Source organism: Mycobacterium sp. P2_H7 (assembly GCF_056403275.1).
In genome coordinates, this window is record NZ_JBFUFU010000018.1 from 1 (window position 1) to 19,448 (window position 19,448).

Consider the following 19,448-nt stretch of genomic DNA (forward strand, 5'->3'; position numbering starts at 1 on the left):
CGACGACGTATCGGGTCAGCCGTTGCATTTTGGGCGGACCCGCCGTTGCGCGAGTCCGGATCAGCGCCTGGTGTTGATCTACAAGCATCGGGGCTGCACGTTTCCGGGGTGCCGGGTTCCGGCGTCGGGGTGTCAGGCACACCATGGGAGAAGCGATTTCGCCCAGGGCGGCAACACCGATATCGAGGAAATGGTGCCCGCCTGTGGCCCGCACAACCGCTACGTCACGGAGAAGGGTTGGAAAACGGTGATCCATGCCGACGGCACCGTGGAATGGATCCCCCCACCACTGCTGGACACCGGCCAAGCCCGCACCAACATCTACCACCACCCCGAACAGGTCATGGGCGACAAGAATCCCGGCAGGACGGCTAGACCGGATGCACCGCCGGGAGCTGCGGCGTGATCAGCTCGCCTCGACCTCAGCCTTGATCCGGTTGAGGGTGGTGGTCATGTCCCGGATATTGCGGCGGGTGCGCAGCTGGCCGCCGAAGATGCCGAAGATGGTGTCGAGCAGGCCGGGCGTCATCCGGAACGACTCGGTGACTTCGGTGCCGCTACCGGAAGGCGCCAGCGCGTAGTGCCAGTTGTTCACCGCCTTGTCCCCGGCGAGCACCTCGAAGCCGAACTCACGACCCGGCTCGCAGGCGGTGACGCGGCACGTCGTCCAGTAGATCGGCCCGATCTCGTTGCGCTTGACGTGCCCACGGAACCGCGCACCCAGGGCGGGCCCGGTCGCGCCGCCCAGCCACTCGGACTCGAACACCTCCGGCGAGTACCTGGGGGTATTGCGGATGTCGGCGATCAGATCCCAGATCTGGTCGGCCGGCGCGTTCATGTGTACCGTCGCTGAACCCTTCATGGCGCGATCCTAATCGGCCAGCTCGCCGCGCCATACGGCCAGCTTGTCGGCGAACCGCATGGTCTGCGCCGGGCTCGTCGACGGCAACCGCGACGCGGGAACCGGGGGCGCTCCCACCAGGCGGCGGTAATTCGTCTCGGCCGCCGCCCCGTTGAACACCACCCGCTCGATCGTGGGATGAGCCGCGAAAAACCCGGCAAAGTCGTTGGGCACCATGCTGTCGCGCTGCACCGCGGAATCCAGGCTGCCCTCGCGAACGCACGACCGCAGCACATCCCACACCGCGACCCCGTGGGTCAGCAGCGCCTCGACCCGCTCGGCGTAAGGCGCGTCCGCGGCGAAGCCGAACACCTCCCCGGCGATCCGCCAGAACGCGTTGCGTGGATTGCCGTAGTACTCGGCCGCGGCCAGGGACAGCACGCTCGGCATGTTGCCGCAGATCAGCAATCGGGCACCGGGGCCGACGAGCGGCGCCAACCCGTGCAGCACGTCCGTCATCCCATGACGATCGCATACGGCCGGCATACGGCTAGGTTGGCGTCGTGGACTCTCCCGACTTTGCCGACCTGCTCGACGGGCTGGACGGTGACGCCCGCGCCGAACGTGCCGAGCTCATCCGGTGGCTGCTCGACGAGGGGATCACCACCGACCAGATCCGCGAGGCGTACTCGCCGCTGCTGCTGGCCTCGCGACGCGTGCTCGGCGACGACGGCACGCTCGTCTCGGCGCGCGAGATCAGCGACAAGACAGGTATCGACCTGGCCCTGCTGCGGCAGATTCAGCGCGCCATCGGGCTACCTCAATCCGACGACCCGGACGCGAAGATCCACCCCGCGATCGATGGCGACATCACCTCGTACGTCGTCAAATTCATGGAGTTGGGGTTCGACGAGGATCGCATCGTCGGGGTTATCCGGGTCATCGCCGACGGCCTGGCCAAAACGGCCGAAGCCATCCGGTACACCGCCCTGTCGGCGATGATGGCCGCCGGATCCACCGAACTCGAGATCGCCAAGGCATCCGAAGCGATGCTGCGCCAAGCTGATCCACTGCTCGGGCCGATGATCCAGGACATGCTGCGGCTGCAGTTGCGCCACACCATGGAAACCGAGGCGGTCACCGCGGGGGAGCGCGCCAAGGGGCTGCCGCTGCCCGGCGCCCGGCCGGTGGCGGTGGGGTTCGCCGACCTGGTCGGCTTCACCCGTCTCGGCGAAGCGGTGCCGCCGGAGGAGTTGGAGGACCTCGCGCGCCGCTTGGTGGACCTGACCCACGGCGTGGTCGACCCGCCAGTGCGCTTCATCAAGTCGATCGGCGATGCCGTCATGCTGGTCAGTCCCGAACCGGCGCCCCTGCTGACGACGATGCTGGCGCTGGTCGACGCGACGGAGGCCGGCGACGACTTCCTGCGGCTGCGCGCCGGGGTGACCACCGGCCTGGCCGTCAGCCGGGGTGGGGACTGGTTTGGCAGCCCGGTGAACCTGGCCAGCCGGATCACCGGCGTCGCGCGGCCGGGCTCGGTGCTGGTCTCCGAGGCCGCCCGCGAGGCGATCGGGGAGGAGGCCGGCTTCGAGTGGTCCTTCGCCGGCGCGCGGCGCCTCAAGGGCATCAAAGACGACACAAAGCTGTTCCGGGCGCGGCTAGCGGACGGGTGAAAACCCGCGCAGCCGAAGGCTGTTCGTCACCACGAACACGGAACTGAACGCCATCGCCGCACCGGCGATCAACGGATTCAGCAGCCCCAGCGCGGCCAACGGCAGCGCGGCGACGTTGTAGGCGAACGCCCAGAACAGATTGCCCTTGATGGTGCGCAGGGTGGCCCGCGACAATCGGATCGCGTCCGCCGCCGCCCGCAGATCCCCGCGCACCAGCGTCAGGTCGGACGCCTCGATCGCGACATCGGTGCCGGTGCCCATCGCCAGGCCCAGGTCGGCCTGCGCCAGCGCGGCGGCGTCGTTCACCCCGTCGCCGACCATCGCCACGACGGCGCCGCCGGCCTGCAGCCGCTTGACCTCGGCAACCTTGTCGGCGGGTAGCACCTCGGCCACCACGCGTTCGATACCCAGTTGCGCCGCAACGGCTTCCGCCGCGCCCCGGTTGTCACCGGTCAACAACACCGGTGTCAGGCCGAGCTCACGGAACTGGGCGATCGCGTCGGCCGCGGTGTCTTTGATGGTGTCGGAGACGATGATGACCGCGCGGATGCGGCCGTCGGCGGCAAACCAGACCGGCGTCCGGCCTTCGGCTTCGGCCAGTTCGGCCGCGGTACGCAATGAGGGGGGCGCATCGAGCGCCAGCCAGGACAGCCGGCCAGCGGCCACGGCGCGGCCGTCGACGACACCGGTCACCCCGAGCCCTCCGTGGTTCTCGAAGTCGGTCACCGCAGGCAATCCGGGACCGGCATGGTCGGCGATGGCGCGGGCGATCGGGTGCTCGGAGGCATGCTCCAAAGCGCCTGCCAGTCGGACAATTTCGGCCTCGGGATCACCGTCGGCCACATGGACCGCGACCACCGACATCTGTCCGGTCGTGACGGTGCCGGTCTTGTCCAGCACCACGGTGTCCACCCGGCGCGTCGACTCCAGCACCTGCGGTCCCTTGATCAGGATGCCCAGTTGGGCGCCCCGGCCGGTGCCGACCAGCAGGGCTGTCGGCGTGGCCAAACCCAGCGCGCAGGGGCAGGCGATGATCAGCACCGCGACGGCGGCGGTGAACGCGGCGGCCACCGAGCTGCCGATCAGCAACCAGCCTGCCAGCGTCAGCAGTGCCAGTCCGATCACGATCGGTACGAAGATCGCCGACACCCGGTCGGCGAGCCGCTGGACGTCGGCCTTGCCGCTCTGCGCTTCGGAGACCAGTCGGGCCATCTGCGCCAGTTGGGTGTCCGACCCGATGTGCGTGGCCCGCACCTCGAGCCGCCCGCCGACGTTGACGGTCGCCCCGACCACGCCGTCACCCGGACCGACCTCGACGGGCACCGGTTCGCCGGTCAGCATCGACGCGTCGACGGCGGACGTGCCCGTGGTGACGGTGCCGTCGGTGGCGATCTTCTCGCCGGGGCGCACGACGAACACGTCGCCGACGGCCAGCTGGGCGATCGGGATGCGTGTTTCGGCGCCGTGGCGCACGACGGCCACGTCCTTGGCGCCCATGTCCAGTAGCGCCCGCAGCGCCGCGCCGGACGTGCGCTTGGCTCGTGCCTCGAAGTATCGGCCGGTGAGCAGGAACGTGGTGACGGCCGCGGCCACCTCCAGGTAGAGGTGCGGGTCGCCGCCGCGGGTCACCCATTCGAAGGGCATCTTCATGCCGGGCATACCGGCGTGGGTGAAGAACAGCGCCCACACCGACCACAGGTAGGCCGCGGAGACGCCGACCGAGATCAGGGTGTCCATGGTGGCGGCGCCGTGCCGCAGGTTGGTCCAGGCCGCCCGGTGAAACGGCCACGCACCCCACACCACCACCGGCGAGGCGAGCGTGAGGGCCAGCCACTGCCAGTTGGTGAACTGCAGCGCCGGGATCATCGACAGCGCCACCACCGGAAGGCTCAGGGCGGCGCTGATCAGCAGCCGCTGCCGCCAGTCGTCGGACTCGTCGCGCACGGGCGCCTCGACAGGGTCCGGTGACGGCAACGTCGCGGTGTAGCCGGTCGCCTCGACCGCGGCGACCAGATCTTGCGCGCTGACGGTGTCGGGGAAGTCGACCCTGGCCTGCTCGGTGGCGAAGTTGACGCTGGCCTGCACACCGTCAATACGGTTGAGCCGCTTCTCGATTCGTGCCGCGCAGGACGCGCAGGTCATCCCGCCGACATCGAGGGTCAGGGAGCTCATGCCGCCTCGTAGCCGCAGTCCTCGATGGCGGCGGTCACGGCTGCGTTGTCGAGGGTGCCGGAGACGGTGACGGTGCCCGCGGCGAGGTCGACGTCGACGCCCGTGACGCCGGGCAACGGCTGCACCGCGGCGGTGATCGCCGAGACGCAGTGGCTGCAGCTCATACCCTCGACGTTGAGAACGATGTTCATGGCCTCATGATATACCGGTAGGGGGTATGGGTAAACGCCTACGTTGGCCCAACAGATGTGAGGAGCGACATGTTGAAGGCAGTAGTGGTGTTCGCGGCAGCGGCCGCCGTGTTGGCGGGCTGTACGAACCAGCCCAGTGGGACCAATCCCGACGGCCACACCGGCCACGAGCACCCCAGCTCGGCATCGGCCGGTGCGGATTCCACGGCGCAGAATGACACCGCGCACAACGACGCGGACGTGATGTTCGCCCAGATGATGATTCCGCACCACACCCAGGCGGTGGAGATGAGCGACATCCTTCTCGCCAAGCAGGACGTCGACCCCGCGGTGGTCCGCCTCGCCACCGAGATCAAGGCTGCCCAGGCCCCCGAGATCGCGCAGATGCAGGGCTGGCTGACGTCATGGGGCAGCCCGACGACGGCACCGATGGACCACGATTCCATGCAGGGAATGGTGTCGGCGCAGGACATCGAGACGCTGCGCAACGCCCCCGGCCCGGCGGCCGCCAAGCTCTATGTCACGCAGATGATCGCCCACCACGAGGGTGCGATCGCGATGGCTCAGGACGAGATCGCCAAGGGCCGGTACGCCCCGGCCATCGAGCTGTCCCACGCGATCGTCGACACCCAACAGCACGAGATCGACACCATGAAGTCGATGCTGGGGACCCTCTAGGTCACTGCACCGGGACGGTGACGCCCTCCGACGGCTGGACGATCACGAAGCCCTGACCGGCGAAGGCCACCTGCAGTGCCTCGCCGGAGCCGCGCCCGATCAGCGCGCCGGCCTTGAAGCTGGTCTTCAGCGTGGTCTGTAGGTTGGCCGACCATGCCACCACCGCGTTGGTGTCGGCGAAGGTCGGCGCCTCGGCGGCGTTCAGCACCACCGGCGGGCCGTCGGTGGTCAGGGCCACCCAGCCGCTGCCGCGCAGCGTGGTGTTGAACAGTCCGCCGGTGGCGATGCTGCCGCCTTTGACCCGCTCGATGTTCCAGTTCAGGTTCGACGAGAAGGCCAGCACGTTCTTGCCGCTGATCGACAGCCCGGAGTTGTTCAGGTGCAGCAGGTGCACGTCGAAGGACTGCTCGGCGAGGAACACGTCGCCCTGACCGGCGACCCGCATCAGCGGCAGACCCTCACCCGTCAGTGCCTTCTTGAGGAACTTCCCGGCGCCGCCGCCCTCATAGTTGAACTCGACGTTGCCCTGATAGGCCACCATCGAACCCTGCCGCGCCAGGAACGGTTCGCCGACCCGCACCCGGAGCAGCTTCTTGTTCTGGTTGGCGACGGCGGCCGCTTCCTTCTCGCTGAACCGCCCGTCGACCAGATCGCCGGTGATGCCGGCGAAGCCGTCACCGGTCGGGGTGACCTGCTGAGGCTGAGGCTGCTGCTGCGCGGGCGGGGCCTGCTCGGGTTGGGCCTGTGCTGGGGGCGCACCCAACGGCATGGCGTGCACCTGACCTTGATGTGAGACCTGGTCGGTCCACTGCTGTCCGTCCCACCAGCGGTATTCGAACCGGCCCTCGGGATCCCTCAGCCACTGACCACTCACCGTATCTCCTCAAAGTCCCCAGAATTCGGTACGTGCTAGAGCCACCTTAGGCTGGCATTCTTTATGCATGGCACGTGACGAGATCGATCGGGTACGGGGAAAGAGCGCGCTGGCGGTCGTCAGGCAGCATCCGGGCATGGTGCTGTTCCTCGCGTCGCCGGCGATCATCGCCCTCGGTGCCGTGTGGTGGCTGGCCGGCGCGGGGTGGGCGGCGCTGTTGCTCGTCGCCCTGGTGCTGGCCGGTGGCGCCGTGGCGTATTTCAAGCGCTGACGGAACAGCCTGCGCGTTCGCCGTCGGTGAACCGCGCCCCTTCGCAGTTGTAACGGTGTAATCATGTAATCATGAAGACACATCATCACGGGCGCCGTGCCACGCACGACGCCGCAGAAGCCGCCGACTGGTTCGCCGGACGGCTGCCGGACGACTGGTTCGCGGGCGACCCGGACGTCGAGGTCGACCGGGAAGAAATCACCGTGATCGGCCGGTTGCCCGACGCCGACGGAGACGAGAGCGCATCACGCGCCTCGGGTCGCGCCGCGAAGTTCCGCGAGGAGACCCGCGGTGAACGGATGCGGATCGCCGACGAGGCCCAGGACCGCTTCGGCCGGAAGGTGTCCTGGGGGGTGGAGAGCGGTGGGGAACGAATCCTGTTCACCCACTTGGCGGTACCGGTGATGACGCGGCTGCGTCAGCCCGAACGTCAGGTGCTCGACACCCTGGTCGACGCAGGCGTGGCCCGGTCCCGCTCCGACGCGCTGGCCTGGTCGGTACGCCTGGTCGGGGAGCACACCGAGGAATGGCTGTCCAAGTTGCGGACGGCGATGACGGCGGTGGACGATCTGCGTGCCGAAGGTCCGCAGGTCTAGACCTGGCGGCGGGCGGGAGCGCAGTGACTGGGGGATTGGATGCGTTCGATTCCGACGTAGCAGTCGCCCAGCGCCGAGGTCTGGGACAGGGGGTCCACCGTTGCCCCGTCGACCAGCAGGTTGCGGTTGACGCCGAACGATTGTGGTTCCGCTCCGCCACGCGGATCGAAAACCCTTGAGCCCCAGCCATGGTCGACCACGACCAGGCCGCGGCGGGGGCGGTCGCTGAGCGCCGCGGCGAGTTCCAGCGCCCCGACGGGGGAGAACACCCGCACGCGGTCGCCTTCGGAGATACCGAGGGCGGCCGCGTCCTCGGCGTTGATGAGGACGTCGTTGGACTTGCCCGACCGGTGCAGGCCGGGCAGCTCGTTGAGCCACGAGTTCATCGAGTGCCGGTTGCGTCGGTTGCCCAACTGGAACGGGTAGCCCTCGGGCGCAACACTGTTCGGCTCGGCGAGCAGCTCGCGTGCGCGAGCGACGAATTCGGGCGGTGCCGCGTGCACCAACCTGTCCTCGGTGCGCAGCGCGCCCTTGAAATGGCCGAACTCGCGCGGGCCCAGCACCATGCCGTGCGGGTGCGCCATCAGCTCACGCCAGGTCAGCCTGCGGCCGTTGAACTTTCGCGACATCCGTACGATCAGCCGGTCCAGCCAGTGCGGCCCGAACGCCAACCCGGGCCGACGGGTGATGGCGGCGAGCCGGCGGCTGGCCTTGATGAAGCCGTTGAAGCCGCGGGCCCCGAACAGCGGCCGGCCCATCGCGATCGCGAGATCGACGAAGACCTGCCACTCCGGGCGGGTATCCGCCGGCGGTTCAATCACTTTCGTGCCGTACTGGACGAACGGCTCGTCGTGCATGTTGCTGGTGAAGGCCAACAGGTCGGCGCGCTCCAGCCAGTGCTGCGCGGGCAGCAGCCAATGCGCGTGCCGGTGGCTCTCGCGCTGCACCAGATCGAGCACCACCAGCAGGTCCAATTGCTCCAGGGCGTGGTCGAGTTTGGCGCCGTCCGGGCCGGACACCACCGGATTGCCGCAGTTGATCAGCATCGCACGGATCTGGCCGGGCCCCGGGGTCAGGATCTCGTCCGGCAATTCGGCCAGGCCGTGCGCACCGGCCACCATCTCGCGGCCGGCCACCCTGCTGATGTGGGGTTTCGTCTTGGCCAGTTCGGCGAGGCGCAGCGCGTCGAAGTAACCGGGCTCGAACCGGCGCCCACCCGGCCGGTCCATGCGTCCGGTGATGACGTTGAGCACCTGGCCCAGCCATTCGCCGACGGTGCCCGCCGCATGCAGCGAGATGCCGGTGCGGGTCACCACCATGGCACGGTCGGCACCGGCGAAATCGCGCGCCGTCCGTTCGATCACGGCGCGGTCGATGCCGCACCGTGCGGCCAGGTCGTCCAGCTCGGCCTCCGCCGTCAGGCTGCGCAGTGCATCGACACCGGAGGCGAGATCGCGGCAGTCACCGGCGTGCTCGAGGCCCTCGGCGAGGATCACCTTCACCATTGCCAACAGCAGCGCCCAATCCTGTCCCGGCCGGACCGCCAGGTGCACGTCGGCCTTCTCCGCCGACTCGGTGCGCAGCGGGTCGACGACGACGATGGTGGCGCCGTCGGCCTGCCGGGTCAGTGCCCGGCGCCAACCGCCCGGCACCGTCTCCAGCCAGTTCCATGCGCTCACTGCGGGATTGGTGCCCATCAGCAGGAAGTAGTCGCAATTGTCGACGTCGGAGACGGGCACCATCAGCGCGGAGCCGAACATCGCCTCGGCCACCACATGCAGCGCGTTCTGGTCGACCGAGCCGACGGCAAATCGGCTGTGGGTACCGACGGCATCCATCCAGGCGTTCATGAACATCACGTTGGAGGCGGAGTGCCCGGACGGGTTGCCGTAATACGCGCCGACGGCGTCGGGCCCGTCGGCGTCGATCAGGGCGTTCATCCGGTCGGCGATGTCGCGGATCGCCTCGTCCCAGGTGGACTCGACGTACTCGCTGCCGACGCGGCGCATCGGCGCCAGGATGCGCCGCGGATGTTCGACGAGTTGATTGGCGGTGCGGCCCTTGGCGCAGAAGTCGTGCCAGCTGTGCGGGTTCTCCTTGTCGGGCGAGATCTTCGTGACGCGGTTGTCCTGGACCGTGACCTCCAGGCCGCACGACGCCATGCAGTATCGGCAGAACGTGTGCACGGTGCCCATGGGTGTCATGGTGCCCGACGCGGCCGGTGCCGCGCGGCTGAATGCCATTGAGCGAAGTGCTCAGGCGCGAGTCATCGCCCAGTACTCGCCCTGCCGGTCGAGCAGCTCGGCATGCGTACCCTGCTCGACGATGCGGCCGGCCTCCAACACCACGATCCGGTCGGCGTCACGGATGGTGGACAACCGGTGCGCGATGATGAAACTGGTCCGATCCCTGCGCAACTCGGCCATCGCCTGCTGGATCAGCAGCTCGGTCCGGGTGTCCACGGAACTCGTGGCCTCATCGAGGATCAGCAACTGCGGACGGGCCAGCACGGCCCGCGCGATGGTGATCAGCTGTTTCTCGCCGGCGCTGAGCCGGTCGCCCGCGTCCCCGACCTTGGTGTCGTAACCGTCGGGCAGGGTGGTGACGAACCGATCGACAAAGGCGGCGCGAGCGGCCTCATGTACCTCGTCCGGTCCGGCGTCGGGACGGCCATAGGCGATGTTGTCGTAGATACTGCCGCCGAACAACCACGTGTCCTGCAACACCATGCCGATCCGGGAGCGCAGCGCCTCGCGCGTCATGGTGGTGATATCGGTGCCGTCCAACAGGATCCGTCCCGAGTCCACGTCGTAGAACCGCATCAGCAGGTTCACCAGGGTGGTCTTGCCCGCACCGGTCGGGCCGACGATCGCGACCGTCATCCCGGGCTCGGCGACCAGCGAGAGGTCCTGCAGCACCGGTTTGCCGGGCCGGTACCCGAAGCTGACGCCGTCGAACTCCACCCGCCCGCGCGCCGGCGGCAGGACCGAGGGCGGGGGGTCCGGGGTCTCTTCGGGGGCGTCCAGCACATCGAAGATCCGTTCCGCGCTGGCGATCCCGGACTGCAGGGTGTTGTACATCGCGGCCACCTGGGTCAGTGGCTGGTTGAACTGCCGCACGTACTGGATGAAGGCCTGGATGCCGCCCAGGGTGATCTGGCCCGTCGCCACCTGCACCCCACCGACGACCGCGACGGCCACGTAGCTGAGGTTGCCGATGAACGTGGTGGCCGGACCGACCAGGCCGGACAGGAACTGCGCGCCGGTGCTCGACCGGTAGACGTCGTCGTTGAATTCGGCGAACTGCGCGGTGGCGTGCTCGCGGTGGCCGTAGGTCTTGACGATGGTGAAGCCGCTGTAGGTCTCCTCGATGTGCGCGTTGAGCCGCCCGGTGTTGGTCCATTGCGCGACGAACAGTTTCTGGGACCGCTTGGTGATGGCCCTGGTCGCGAGCAGTGAGAGCGGCACCGTCAGCACGGTCAGCAATGCCAGCAGCGGTGAGATGGTCAGCATCGCCACCAGCACCGCCAGCACGGTCAGCACCGCGGTGAGCAGCTGGCTGATCGACATCGCCAGGGAGGACTGCACATTGTCGACGTCGTTGGTCACCCGGCTGAGCAGTTCACCGCGCTGGCGGGCGTCCACATAGGACAGTGGCAGCCGGTGCACCTTGGCCTCGATGTCTGAGCGCAGGGTCGCGATGGTGCGCTGCACGACGACGTTGAGGATCCTGGCCTGGATCCAGACCACGAGCGCGGCAATGAGATACAGCCCCAGCGCGAGCAGCAGGGTGCGTGCCACCGCGCCGAAGTCGACGCCGTTGCCGGGCACCACGTTCATCCCGGAAAGCAGGTCGGCGAAGGTGTTGTCGCCGCGGGCTCTGGCCGCCTCGACGGCCTGGTCCCTGCTGATGCCCGCCGGGAGTCCACGCCCGACCACCCCGTTGAACAGCAGGTCGGTGGCGTGGCCCAGAATTCGCGGTCCGATCACGCCGATGGCGATCCCGCAGATACCCAGGGCGATCACCGCGGCCGTCAGACCCCGTTGCGGGGTCAGCCTTTTCACCAGCCGGATCGCGGAACCCGTGAAGTCCCGGGACCGGGCGGCCGGCGGTTGCGGCATGCCGCGCATCGGTCTGGTCACGCTGTCACCGACTGCGAGTCGACGAACTCCGCATAGGTCGGGCAATCCCGCAGCAACGACTCGTGGGTGCCTGCGCCCACCACCCTGCCGGCGTCGACGACGATGATCTGGTCGGCACCGGTCACCGTCGAGATGCGCTGCGACACGATGATGACCGTTGCGTCCGCCGATGTTTCGCGCAAGGCCGCCCGCACCCGCGCGTCGGTGCGCACATCGAGTGCGGAGAACGCGTCGTCGAACAGGTACACCGCGGGCCGGCGGATCACGGCGCGGGCGATGGCCAGGCGCTGGCGCTGGCCGCCGGAGAAATTGATCCCGCCCTGGGCGACCCGCATCTGCAGCCCGTCGGCATCGGCCCGCACGAAATCCTCGGCAGCCGCCACTCGTAGGGCCGCCCACATGTCGTCCTCGGTGGCCTCGGCCCTTCCGTAGCGCAGGTTGTCTGCAATCGTCCCGGTGAACAGATAACCGCGCTGGGGTACCAACCCGATTGCCGACCACAATGTTTCGGTGCCGTAGTCGCGGATGTCGTGACCGTCGACCAGTACCGCGCCTGCCGTGACGTCGTACTGCCGCGAGATCAGCGACACCAGCGTCGACTTGCCCGAGCCGGTGCTCCCGACCACGGCGGTGACGGTGCCGGGCCGGGCCGTCAGTGAAACATCTTGCACGACAGGGCGGTCAGCCCCCGGATAGCTGAAGGTGGCACCGCGCAAGGTGATCTCGCCGCGCAGTCGCGGCGTCGCGACGGGATCAGCGGGGTCGGCGATCTGCGGCTCGGTGTGCAGTACCTCGGTGATGCGTTCCGCACACGCCGACGCGCGGGGCAGCAGCACCAGCAGCAGGGTGGCCAGTAGCACCGCCATCAGGATCTGCATGAAATAGGCCAGGAACGCGATCAGCGAACCGACCTGCATCTGGCCGGCGTCGATCCGGTGCCCGCCGAACCAGATCAGCGCCACGCTGGAGATGTTGATCACCAGCGTGGTCACCGGCAACATGATCGCCTGCCACCGCCCGGCGGTGATGGCGGTGTCGGTGAGCGCCCGGTTGGCTTCGTCGAACCTGCTGCGCTCCAGCGATTCCCGCGCGAAGGCCCGCACCACCCGGATGCCGGCCAACTGCTCGCGCATCACCCGGTTGATCCCGTCGATCAGGCGTTGCATCGAACGAAAGATCGGCAGCAGGTGCCTGATCACCCAGTAATTGGCCAGCGCCAGCACCGGCACGCTGATCAACAAAAGCCAGGACAGCCCGGCGTCCTGGTGCACGGCCATCGCGATACCGCCGACGCCCATGATCGGCGCGGTGATGAGCATCGTCGAGGTCATCTGCACCAGCAGCTGGATCTGCTGGACGTCATTGGTGGTGCGGGTCAGCAACGTCGGGGCGCCGAAGCGGGCCGTCTCGGTCGCGGAGAAGCCGAGCACGTGGCCGAAGATCGACGCCCGCAGATCGCGGCCGAAGCCCACGCTGGCCCGGGAGCCGAAGAACACCGCACCCACCGCGCACAGCACCTGCAGAGCCGTCACGGCAAGCATCACGCCGCCGAGGTGCACGATGGCGTCGGTGTCGCCCTTGGCCACGCCTTCGTCGATGATGTCGGCGTTGATCGTCGGGAGATACAGCGAAGCCAGGGTGCTGATCACCTGCAGGACTGCCACCACGGTGAGCAGCCCGCGATAGGGCCGCACGTACCGTCGCAGCAACGCCCAGAGCATCTGGCTACTGTCGCACACCGCGCTGTGCCCGCCGGTTATTGGCACAGGACACGAAAGAGCAGGTCAATACCCATGTCAGCGGTTCCGAGTCAGGCTGCCGCTACAGTGCATGTCGTGACCCCCAGACGAGGCCACCGCCGATTCAGCGGTACTGCGAAGACACTGTGCGTTGCGGTCGCCGCGCTCCCGCTGATTGCCGCCTGCTCGAATTCGGACAACCCGAGTTCCCCGGACGTGCCGTCCAGCACGGCTGCGGCGCCCGCGGCCAAGCACGGCCCGATCTTCACCGAGTGCGGCGGTATCAGCGACCAGACCATTGCGCAGCTGACCAAGGTGACCGGCCTGGTCAACACGGCGCGCAACTCGGTGGGCTGCCAGTGGCTGGCCGGCGGCGGCATCGTCGGCCCGCACTTCTCGTTCACCACCTTCCGCGGCAGCCCGATCGGCCGGGAACGCAAGACCGAGGAACTGTCCCGCGCCAGCGTCGACGACATCACCATCGAGGGCAAGAACGGATTCCTGGCGGTCGGCGAGGATCCGGTGCTGGGCAAGAGCCTGTGTGAGATCGGCATCCAGTTCGACGACGACTTCATCGAGTGGTCCATCAGCTTCGCCGAGAAGCCGTACCCCGATCCGTGCGATATCGCCAAGGAACTGACCCGTCAATCGATTGTGAACGCCAAATGAGTCGTCGTGCGCTCGCCGTCCTGGCCGCAGCCGCCGCGCTGCTGGCCGGTTGCTCGTCGACGGTCGACGGCACCGCCGTGAAGGCCGGCGCCGGCGACGTGCCGCGTAACAACGATTCGCAGAAGACCTACCCGAACCTGCTCAAGGAGTGCGAGGTCCTCACCGAGGACATCCTGGCCAAGACGGTCGGGGCCGATCCGCTGGACATCCAGAGCACCTTCGTCGGCGCCGTGTGCCGCTGGCAGGCCGCGAACCCGGCCGGTCTGATCGATATCACCCGGTTCTGGTTCGAGCAGGGCAGCCTGGACAACGAGAAGCAGGTCGCCGACAAGCTGAAGTACCAGGTCGAGAGCCGCGCGGTGGCGGGTGTCCCGTCCATCGTCATGAAGAACCCGGCCGCCAACGGCGCATGCGGGGTGGCCAGCGACGCCAGCGGCGTGGTCGGCTGGTGGGTCAATCCGCAGACCCCGGGTATCGACGCCTGCGCCATGGCCCTCAAGCTGATGGAGCTGACGCTCGCGACGAGCTCCTGATCAGCGCGGCACGTGGAAGGTGACCAGCTGGGCGCCGCCCAGTTCCAGGTCGCTCCATGACTTTTCGGTGCGCAGCACCGCCAGCGACGAGGTCGGGTACTTCTGCTCGACGGCCTCGACCGCGTCCGCGGAACTGCCGGCGCCGGCCAGCCCCAACGCCAGCGACGACATGACCGGCTCGTGCCCGATGAGCAGCAGCGTCGCGACGTCGTCCGTTGCTTTGTTGATCTCGGCCAGGGCGATTCCCGGCGTCGCGTCATACAGTCGGTCGACGAACTGCACCGGGGCGTCGATGTCGGTGCGGGCCAGCGTCTGCCGGGTCCGGGTGGCGGTGGAGCACAGCACCGCGTCGATGGCGGGAGCGTGCGCGCGCACCCAGTCCCCGGCCAGCGCGCCCTCCCGGATACCGCGCGGGGCCAGCGGACGGTCGTGATCGGGCACCCCGGTCGGGTAGTCCGACTTGGCGTGCCGCAGCAGGATGAGAGTGCGCATACGGTCACAGTACGTTTTCGGACGGCGGGCCGATGCGCGTCCCGGGACTTGTCAGGGGTCGAACTTAGACTGCCCGTCATGCGTTTCATCCACACCGCCGACTGGCAGCTCGGTATGACCCGGCACTTCCTCAGTGCCGCGGGCGCCGACGCCCAGCACCGCTATTCGGCGGCCCGCCGGGAGGCCGTGGCGGGGCTGGGCGCACTGGCCGCCGAGACCGGGGCCGAATTCGTGGTGGTGGCCGGCGACGTGTTCGAGCACAACCAGCTCGCCCCTGCCGAGATCAGCAAATCGCTGGAGGCCATGCGCGCCATCGGAGTTCCGGTCTACCTGCTGCCGGGCAACCACGATCCCCTTGATGCCGGGTCGGTGTACACCAGCGCGCTGTTCCTCGCCGAGCGCCCGGACAATGTCACCGTCCTCGACCGCGACGGTGTCTTCGAGGTTCGGCCCGGGCTGGAGATCGTCGCGGCCCCTTGGCGTTCCAAGGCGCCGACCACCGATCTGGCCGCAGCGGTGCTGCAGGCGCTGCCCGCCGACGGCACGGTGCGCGTACTGGTCGCGCACGGCGGGGTCGACGCGCTGGACCCGGACCCCACCAAGCCGTCGCTGATCCGGCTGGCCGCCCTGAACGACGCCCTGGCCCGTGGTGCCGTGCACTATGTCGCGTTGGGGGACAAGCACTCCCGCACCCAGATCGGCGACACGGGTCGCATCTGGTACTCCGGGTCTCCGGAGGTCACCAACTATGACGACGTGGAATCCGATCCGGGACACGTGCTCGTCGTCGATCTCGATGCGACCGAGGTTCAGGTCACCGCCCGGCACGTCGGCCGGTGGCGGTTCATCACCTTGCGTCATGAGGTGGACGACGACCGCGACATCGCCGGTCTGGACATCAATCTGGACCAGCTGCCGGATAAGGACCGCACCGTCGTGCGGATGGTGCTCACCGGATCGGTGACGGTCACCGACAAGGCCAAGCTGGACGCGTGCCTGGACCGGTACGCGCGGCTGTTCGCCTCGCTGCGGCTGTGGGAACGGCACACCGACATCGCGGTCATCCCCGCCGACGGTGAGTTCGACGACCTGTCCATCGGTGGTTTCGCCGCGGGCGCGGTACAAGAGTTGATGACCACCGCGCGCACCGACGGCACCGACGCCGACGACGCCCGGTCCGCGCTCGCGTTGCTTCTGCGCCTGGCCGGCCCGACGGTGCAGGGCAACGTCGCATGAAACTGCACCGGCTGACACTGACCAATTACCGCGGGGTGACCCACCGCGAGATCGAGTTCCCCGACCGCGGTGTGGTGGTGATCAGCGGCGCCAACGAAATCGGCAAGTCCTCGATGATCGAGGCGCTCGATCTGTTGCTGATGTCCAAGGACCGGTCCACCAAGAAGGAAGTCAAGGCGGTCAAGCCCACCCACGCGGACGTGGGTTCCGAAGTCGTCGCCGAAATCTCCACAGGCTCTTACCGTTTCGTCTACCGCAAGCGGTTTCACAAGCGCGCGGAGACGGAGCTGACCGTGCTGTCGCCGCGCCGTGAGCAGCTCACCGGAGACGAGGCGCACGAACGCGTGCTGGCCATGCTCGACGAGACGGTGGACACTGCGCTGTGGCAGGCGCAGCGCGTGCTGCAGGCGACCGCGACCGCGCCGGTGGACCTGTCCGGCTGCGACGCGCTGTCCCGGGCGCTGGACGTGGCCGCCGGATCCGCGCAGGACGCCGGCGATGCCGATCCGCTACTGATCGACCGCATCGACAGCGAATACCTCACCTACTTCACCCAGACCGGCCGTCCGACGGGCGTCTGGTTGGCGGCCACCCAGCGACTGCGGGAGGCCGACGCGGACGTGGCCGCGCGGGCCGCCGCGGTGGCGGAGGTCGACGACGCGGTGAACCGCCACGCCGTGCTCACCGCCACTGTCGCCGAACTCGCCGCTGCGGTCGAGGCCGCCGAGGTGCGGTCGGTGGCCGCGCGGGAAGCGGCGGCTGCGGTGGAACGGCTGACCGCGGAACGGGACAAGGCGGCCCTGGTTGCCGCCGCGGCGGACGCCAGGCGCGACGGGTCGGCGGCCGCCGTCACCGAACGAGCCCGGCTGCGTCGTGACATCGATGAAAGATCGATGGCGGCAGCGGATTTGATCTCGGTGGCGGCCGAGTCGGCGCGCGCGCAGGCGACGGCGCGTGACGAGCATGCCGCCGCCGAACAGGCAGCGATCACGGGGGAGGCGGCCGCCGAGACGGGGCGCGCCCACGTGGAGGCCGCGCGCGGTGTGGTGGCCGCGCTGGCCGCCCGCGACGAGGCGGCCCGGCTGGCCGGCCGGCTGACACGTATCGACGAGGCGACCGGTGAACTGGCGCGCGTCGGCACCGAATTGGCGTCCATCACCATTACCGACGCCGTGTTGCGGGAGGTGGAGACAGCCGAGCGGGCCGTGGAACGCGCGGCCGATCGGGCCGAACTCGCCTCGGCCCATGTGGAACTCGTCGCGCAGGCGGACGTCGAGGTGCGCTTCGGACAGCAGATGATGGTGCTCGTCGCGGGGCAGCAGTGGTCCGCCGGGATCGCGGCACCGACGGACATCGAGGTTGCCGGTGTGCTGTCGGCGCGGGTGGTGCCCGGCGCCGACGCGGTGGACACTGCCGCGGTGCTCGAGGCGGCCCGTCAGCATCTGGCCGAGGTGCTGCACCGGTGCGGTGCCGCTGACGCGGCCACCGCGCGTGCGCTGCACGCCCGGCGCGCCGAACTCATCGCTGTGCGGGAGCGGTTGTGCGCCACGGTCGATGCGCTCACCGGTGATGAGACGGCAGACCAGTTACGCATCCGGCATGGCGCCCTCAGCGAGGGTGCTCCGCATCCCAACGGGGATCTGGAGACCGCGCGGGCCGAACTCGACGCCGTGGTGCAGGCGGCCCGTCAGGCGGGCCGTGACGCCGCGGACCAGCGCGCGGTGGCCACGGGGCTGGCGACCCTGCTCAACGAGGCGACGGTCGCGGCGAGCGTGCTGCGCGAAAAGCTCGGCACCGCGCAGGCCGAGCTCAGCGCGGCCACCGAACGACTGGCCGGTGAGCGCGTCGTCGCCCCCGACGACGTGTTGCGGCGGCGAGCCGAAGCCGACGCCGAACTGGCGCGCACCGCGGCGGCCGCGGTGGCAACCCTGGACGCGGAACTCGCCGCCGCGCACCCCGACGCGGTGACCGCCGCGCTGGCCGAAGCTCTCGCCGCCAACCAGGCGGCGCAGCGCGACCGGAGTGCCGCCACCACCGCGCTGGCCGAGATCGCGACCGCCCTGCGGCTGTACGGCTCGGAGGGCCGTAAGGGTGCCCTCGATGCGGCCGAATCCGAACGCGAGAATGCCCGTTCGGAATTCGAGCGCATCGAGCGCCGCGCCCGCGCGGCAGAGCTGCTGCGGTCGGTGATGACCCGGCACCGCGAGTCGGCGCGGCTACGGTACATCGAGCCGTTCCGCGGTGAGATCGAGCGGCTGGGCCGGATGGTGTTCGGCGCCGATTTCGAGGTCGACATCGACAGCTCGCTGCGTATCTGCAGCCGCACCGTGGGCGGGCGCACCGTCGGCTACGAATCCCTGTCCGGCGGCGCCAAGGAGCAGATCGGCATCGTGGCCAGGCTGGCCTGCGCCTCGCTGGTCGCCAAGGAGGACACCGTGCCCGTGGTCATCGACGACGCGCTGGGCTTCAGCGACCCGGACCGGCTGACCAAGATGGCCGCGGTGTTCGATTCCGTGGCCGGCGACGGTCAGGTCATCGTGCTGACCTGCGATCCGGACCGTTACGCCGGGATCGCCGACTCGCGGGTCATCGAACTGACGGCGTAGCGCTACGGGGTGTGCACGGCTGCGCGGATCCCGTCGCCGACCGGCAGGGTGAGCGACACATAGCGACCCGACTCGTCCAGATGGTTCAGCAGCGGGCCGTGCACGTCACTGCCCCAGTCCATCTCGACATCGTCGACCAGGACCAGGGCGCCGGGACGCAGTCGTGGTTCCACGAGCGCAAGCACATCCAGGGCGAGGTCGGGCCAGCCGTCCAGGAGTAGCAGATCGACGTCGAAGGGCAGCGTGGTCAGCGTCTGCCGGGCATCGCCGGTGCGCAACTCGATCACGTCGTCGAGCCCGGCTTCGGTGAAGTTGCGTTGCGCTGCTGCGGCTTTGGCACGTTGCATCTCGGTGGCGATGACGGTGCCACCGCCGTTGTCGCGGACGGCGCCGGCGAGGTACAGGGTGGACACCCCGAACGACGTGCCGTATTCCACGATGTGGCGGGCGCCGGTGGCGCGGGCCAGCAGATACAGCAGTTGCCCGCCGGCGTCGGACACCGACATGTAGACGTCGCGGAACAGTTCGGCACGTTGCGCCGCGTCGAGGTCCAGCGGGAAGGCCGGGGCGGAAGAACCGACGGGAGATTGCGCCGCCACCTCGGCGAACTGCGCCGGGTCGTGTGCCTGTTCGGCGCTGAGCAGTCGGTGCAGCACGGCGGCGACGGAGGGGGAGTTCAGTGATGTGGTCATGGGCATGACGCTAGGGTCGAATCATGATTGACTCCAGTGCATC

General features: G+C 68.9%; 19 protein-coding genes. 9 read left to right on the forward strand and 10 right to left on the reverse strand.

All coding sequences use genetic code 11. The features are described 5' to 3' along the window. The coding region (locus AC1DY7_RS24870) for an HNH endonuclease signature motif containing protein (RefSeq protein ID WP_477496408.1) at nt 1–406 on the forward strand (406 nt) is incomplete at its 5' end. Here AC1DY7_RS24870 and AC1DY7_RS24875 read toward each other — a convergent pair. Together AC1DY7_RS24875 and AC1DY7_RS24880 are read right to left on the reverse strand one after the other, a co-directional pair. Next, the gene (locus AC1DY7_RS24875; protein WP_477496409.1) at nt 407–862 is read right to left on the reverse strand and encodes an SRPBCC family protein; all 456 of its coding nucleotides are present in this window, start codon (nt 860–862) and stop codon (nt 407–409) included. A gap of 9 nt (nt 863–871) precedes the next feature. Further along, nucleotides 872–1,360 carry a DNA-deoxyinosine glycosylase gene (locus AC1DY7_RS24880; RefSeq protein ID WP_477496410.1) on the reverse strand — a complete coding sequence of 163 codons (489 nt, stop codon included), beginning with the start codon at nt 1,358–1,360 and terminating at the stop codon, nt 872–874. 44 nt (nt 1,361–1,404) lie between these two features. On the opposite strand from AC1DY7_RS24880, the gene AC1DY7_RS24885 reads away from it, so the two are divergent. After that, nucleotides 1,405–2,514: an adenylate cyclase regulatory domain-containing protein gene (locus AC1DY7_RS24885; RefSeq protein ID WP_477496411.1), complete on the forward strand. Its 1,110-nt coding sequence runs from the start codon at nt 1,405–1,407 to the stop codon at nt 2,512–2,514. Here AC1DY7_RS24885 and AC1DY7_RS24890 read toward each other — a convergent pair. Further along, entirely contained in the window at nt 2,500–4,686 is a 2,187-nt protein-coding gene (locus AC1DY7_RS24890) for a heavy metal translocating P-type ATPase (RefSeq protein ID WP_477496412.1), read from the reverse strand. The two genes, AC1DY7_RS24885 and AC1DY7_RS24890, sit on opposite strands and share 15 nt — an antisense overlap. Continuing rightward, nucleotides 4,683–4,877 (reverse strand): cation transporter, encoded by a 195-nt coding sequence (locus AC1DY7_RS24895; protein WP_477496413.1) that lies wholly within the window; start codon nt 4,875–4,877, stop codon nt 4,683–4,685. The genes AC1DY7_RS24890 and AC1DY7_RS24895 overlap by 4 nt, the downstream gene beginning before the upstream one ends. Before the next feature lie 69 nt (nt 4,878–4,946). On the opposite strand from AC1DY7_RS24895, the gene AC1DY7_RS24900 reads away from it, so the two are divergent. Further along, nucleotides 4,947–5,555: a DUF305 domain-containing protein gene (locus AC1DY7_RS24900; RefSeq protein ID WP_477496414.1), complete on the forward strand. Its 609-nt coding sequence runs from the start codon at nt 4,947–4,949 to the stop codon at nt 5,553–5,555. Between the two features lies 1 nt (nt 5,556). Here AC1DY7_RS24900 and AC1DY7_RS24905 read toward each other — a convergent pair whose 3' ends face one another. After that, nucleotides 5,557–6,429, reverse strand: a complete 873-nt coding sequence (locus AC1DY7_RS24905) for an AIM24 family protein (RefSeq protein WP_477496415.1) — start codon at nt 6,427–6,429, stop codon at nt 5,557–5,559. A gap of 67 nt (nt 6,430–6,496) precedes the next feature. Between AC1DY7_RS24905 and AC1DY7_RS24910 the strand changes: the two genes are divergently transcribed. Continuing rightward, a complete protein-coding gene (locus AC1DY7_RS24910; protein WP_477496416.1) occupies nt 6,497–6,700 on the forward strand; it encodes a hypothetical protein in 204 nt (67 codons plus the stop codon). Between the two features lie 71 nt (nt 6,701–6,771). Next, the gene (locus tag AC1DY7_RS24915) at nt 6,772–7,296 is read left to right on the forward strand and encodes a hypothetical protein (protein ID WP_477496417.1); all 525 of its coding nucleotides are present in this window, start codon (nt 6,772–6,774) and stop codon (nt 7,294–7,296) included. On the opposite strand, the gene AC1DY7_RS24920 is transcribed toward AC1DY7_RS24915, so the two are convergent. Genes AC1DY7_RS24920 through AC1DY7_RS24930 form a run of 3 tightly spaced genes read right to left on the reverse strand, consistent with a single transcriptional unit; the run spans nt 7,293 to nt 13,159 of the window. Next, nucleotides 7,293–9,539 (reverse strand): molybdopterin-containing oxidoreductase family protein, encoded by a 2,247-nt coding sequence (locus AC1DY7_RS24920; protein WP_477496418.1) that lies wholly within the window; start codon nt 9,537–9,539, stop codon nt 7,293–7,295. The genes AC1DY7_RS24915 and AC1DY7_RS24920 overlap by 4 nt on opposite strands. Nucleotides 9,540–9,551: 12 nt before the next feature. After that, nucleotides 9,552–11,426, reverse strand: a complete 1,875-nt coding sequence (locus AC1DY7_RS24925) for an ABC transporter ATP-binding protein (protein ID WP_477496482.1) — start codon at nt 11,424–11,426, stop codon at nt 9,552–9,554. 8 nt (nt 11,427–11,434) lie between these two features. Next, nucleotides 11,435–13,159, reverse strand: a complete 1,725-nt coding sequence (locus tag AC1DY7_RS24930; RefSeq protein ID WP_477496419.1) for an ABC transporter ATP-binding protein — start codon at nt 13,157–13,159, stop codon at nt 11,435–11,437. A gap of 105 nt (nt 13,160–13,264) precedes the next feature. Between AC1DY7_RS24930 and AC1DY7_RS24935 the strand changes: the two genes are divergently transcribed. Together AC1DY7_RS24935 and AC1DY7_RS24940 are read left to right on the forward strand one after the other, a co-directional pair. Next, the gene (locus tag AC1DY7_RS24935; RefSeq protein ID WP_477496420.1) at nt 13,265–13,846 is read left to right on the forward strand and encodes a DUF3558 domain-containing protein; all 582 of its coding nucleotides are present in this window, start codon (nt 13,265–13,267) and stop codon (nt 13,844–13,846) included. Then, nucleotides 13,843–14,379, forward strand: coding sequence for a DUF3558 domain-containing protein (locus AC1DY7_RS24940; protein WP_477496421.1), 537 nt, complete (start codon nt 13,843–13,845; stop codon nt 14,377–14,379). Before AC1DY7_RS24935 ends, AC1DY7_RS24940 begins: the two co-directional genes overlap by 4 nt. Here the strand turns inward: AC1DY7_RS24940 and AC1DY7_RS24945 are convergent, their stop codons facing one another. Continuing rightward, nucleotides 14,380–14,871 carry a SixA phosphatase family protein gene (locus tag AC1DY7_RS24945; RefSeq protein ID WP_477496422.1) on the reverse strand — a complete coding sequence of 164 codons (492 nt, stop codon included), beginning with the start codon at nt 14,869–14,871 and terminating at the stop codon, nt 14,380–14,382. A 78-nt stretch (nt 14,872–14,949) separates the two neighbouring features. On the opposite strand from AC1DY7_RS24945, the gene AC1DY7_RS24950 reads away from it, so the two are divergent. After that, the gene (locus AC1DY7_RS24950) at nt 14,950–16,107 is read left to right on the forward strand and encodes a metallophosphoesterase family protein (protein WP_477496423.1); all 1,158 of its coding nucleotides are present in this window, start codon (nt 14,950–14,952) and stop codon (nt 16,105–16,107) included. Beyond that, the gene (locus AC1DY7_RS24955; RefSeq protein ID WP_477496424.1) at nt 16,104–18,713 is read left to right on the forward strand and encodes an AAA family ATPase; all 2,610 of its coding nucleotides are present in this window, start codon (nt 16,104–16,106) and stop codon (nt 18,711–18,713) included. The genes AC1DY7_RS24950 and AC1DY7_RS24955 overlap by 4 nt, the downstream gene beginning before the upstream one ends. A 2-nt stretch (nt 18,714–18,715) precedes the next feature. Here AC1DY7_RS24955 and AC1DY7_RS24960 read toward each other — a convergent pair whose 3' ends face one another. Next, nucleotides 18,716–19,405 (reverse strand): O-methyltransferase, encoded by a 690-nt coding sequence (locus tag AC1DY7_RS24960; RefSeq protein WP_477496425.1) that lies wholly within the window; start codon nt 19,403–19,405, stop codon nt 18,716–18,718. Between the last annotated feature and the right edge of the window lie 43 nt (nt 19,406–19,448).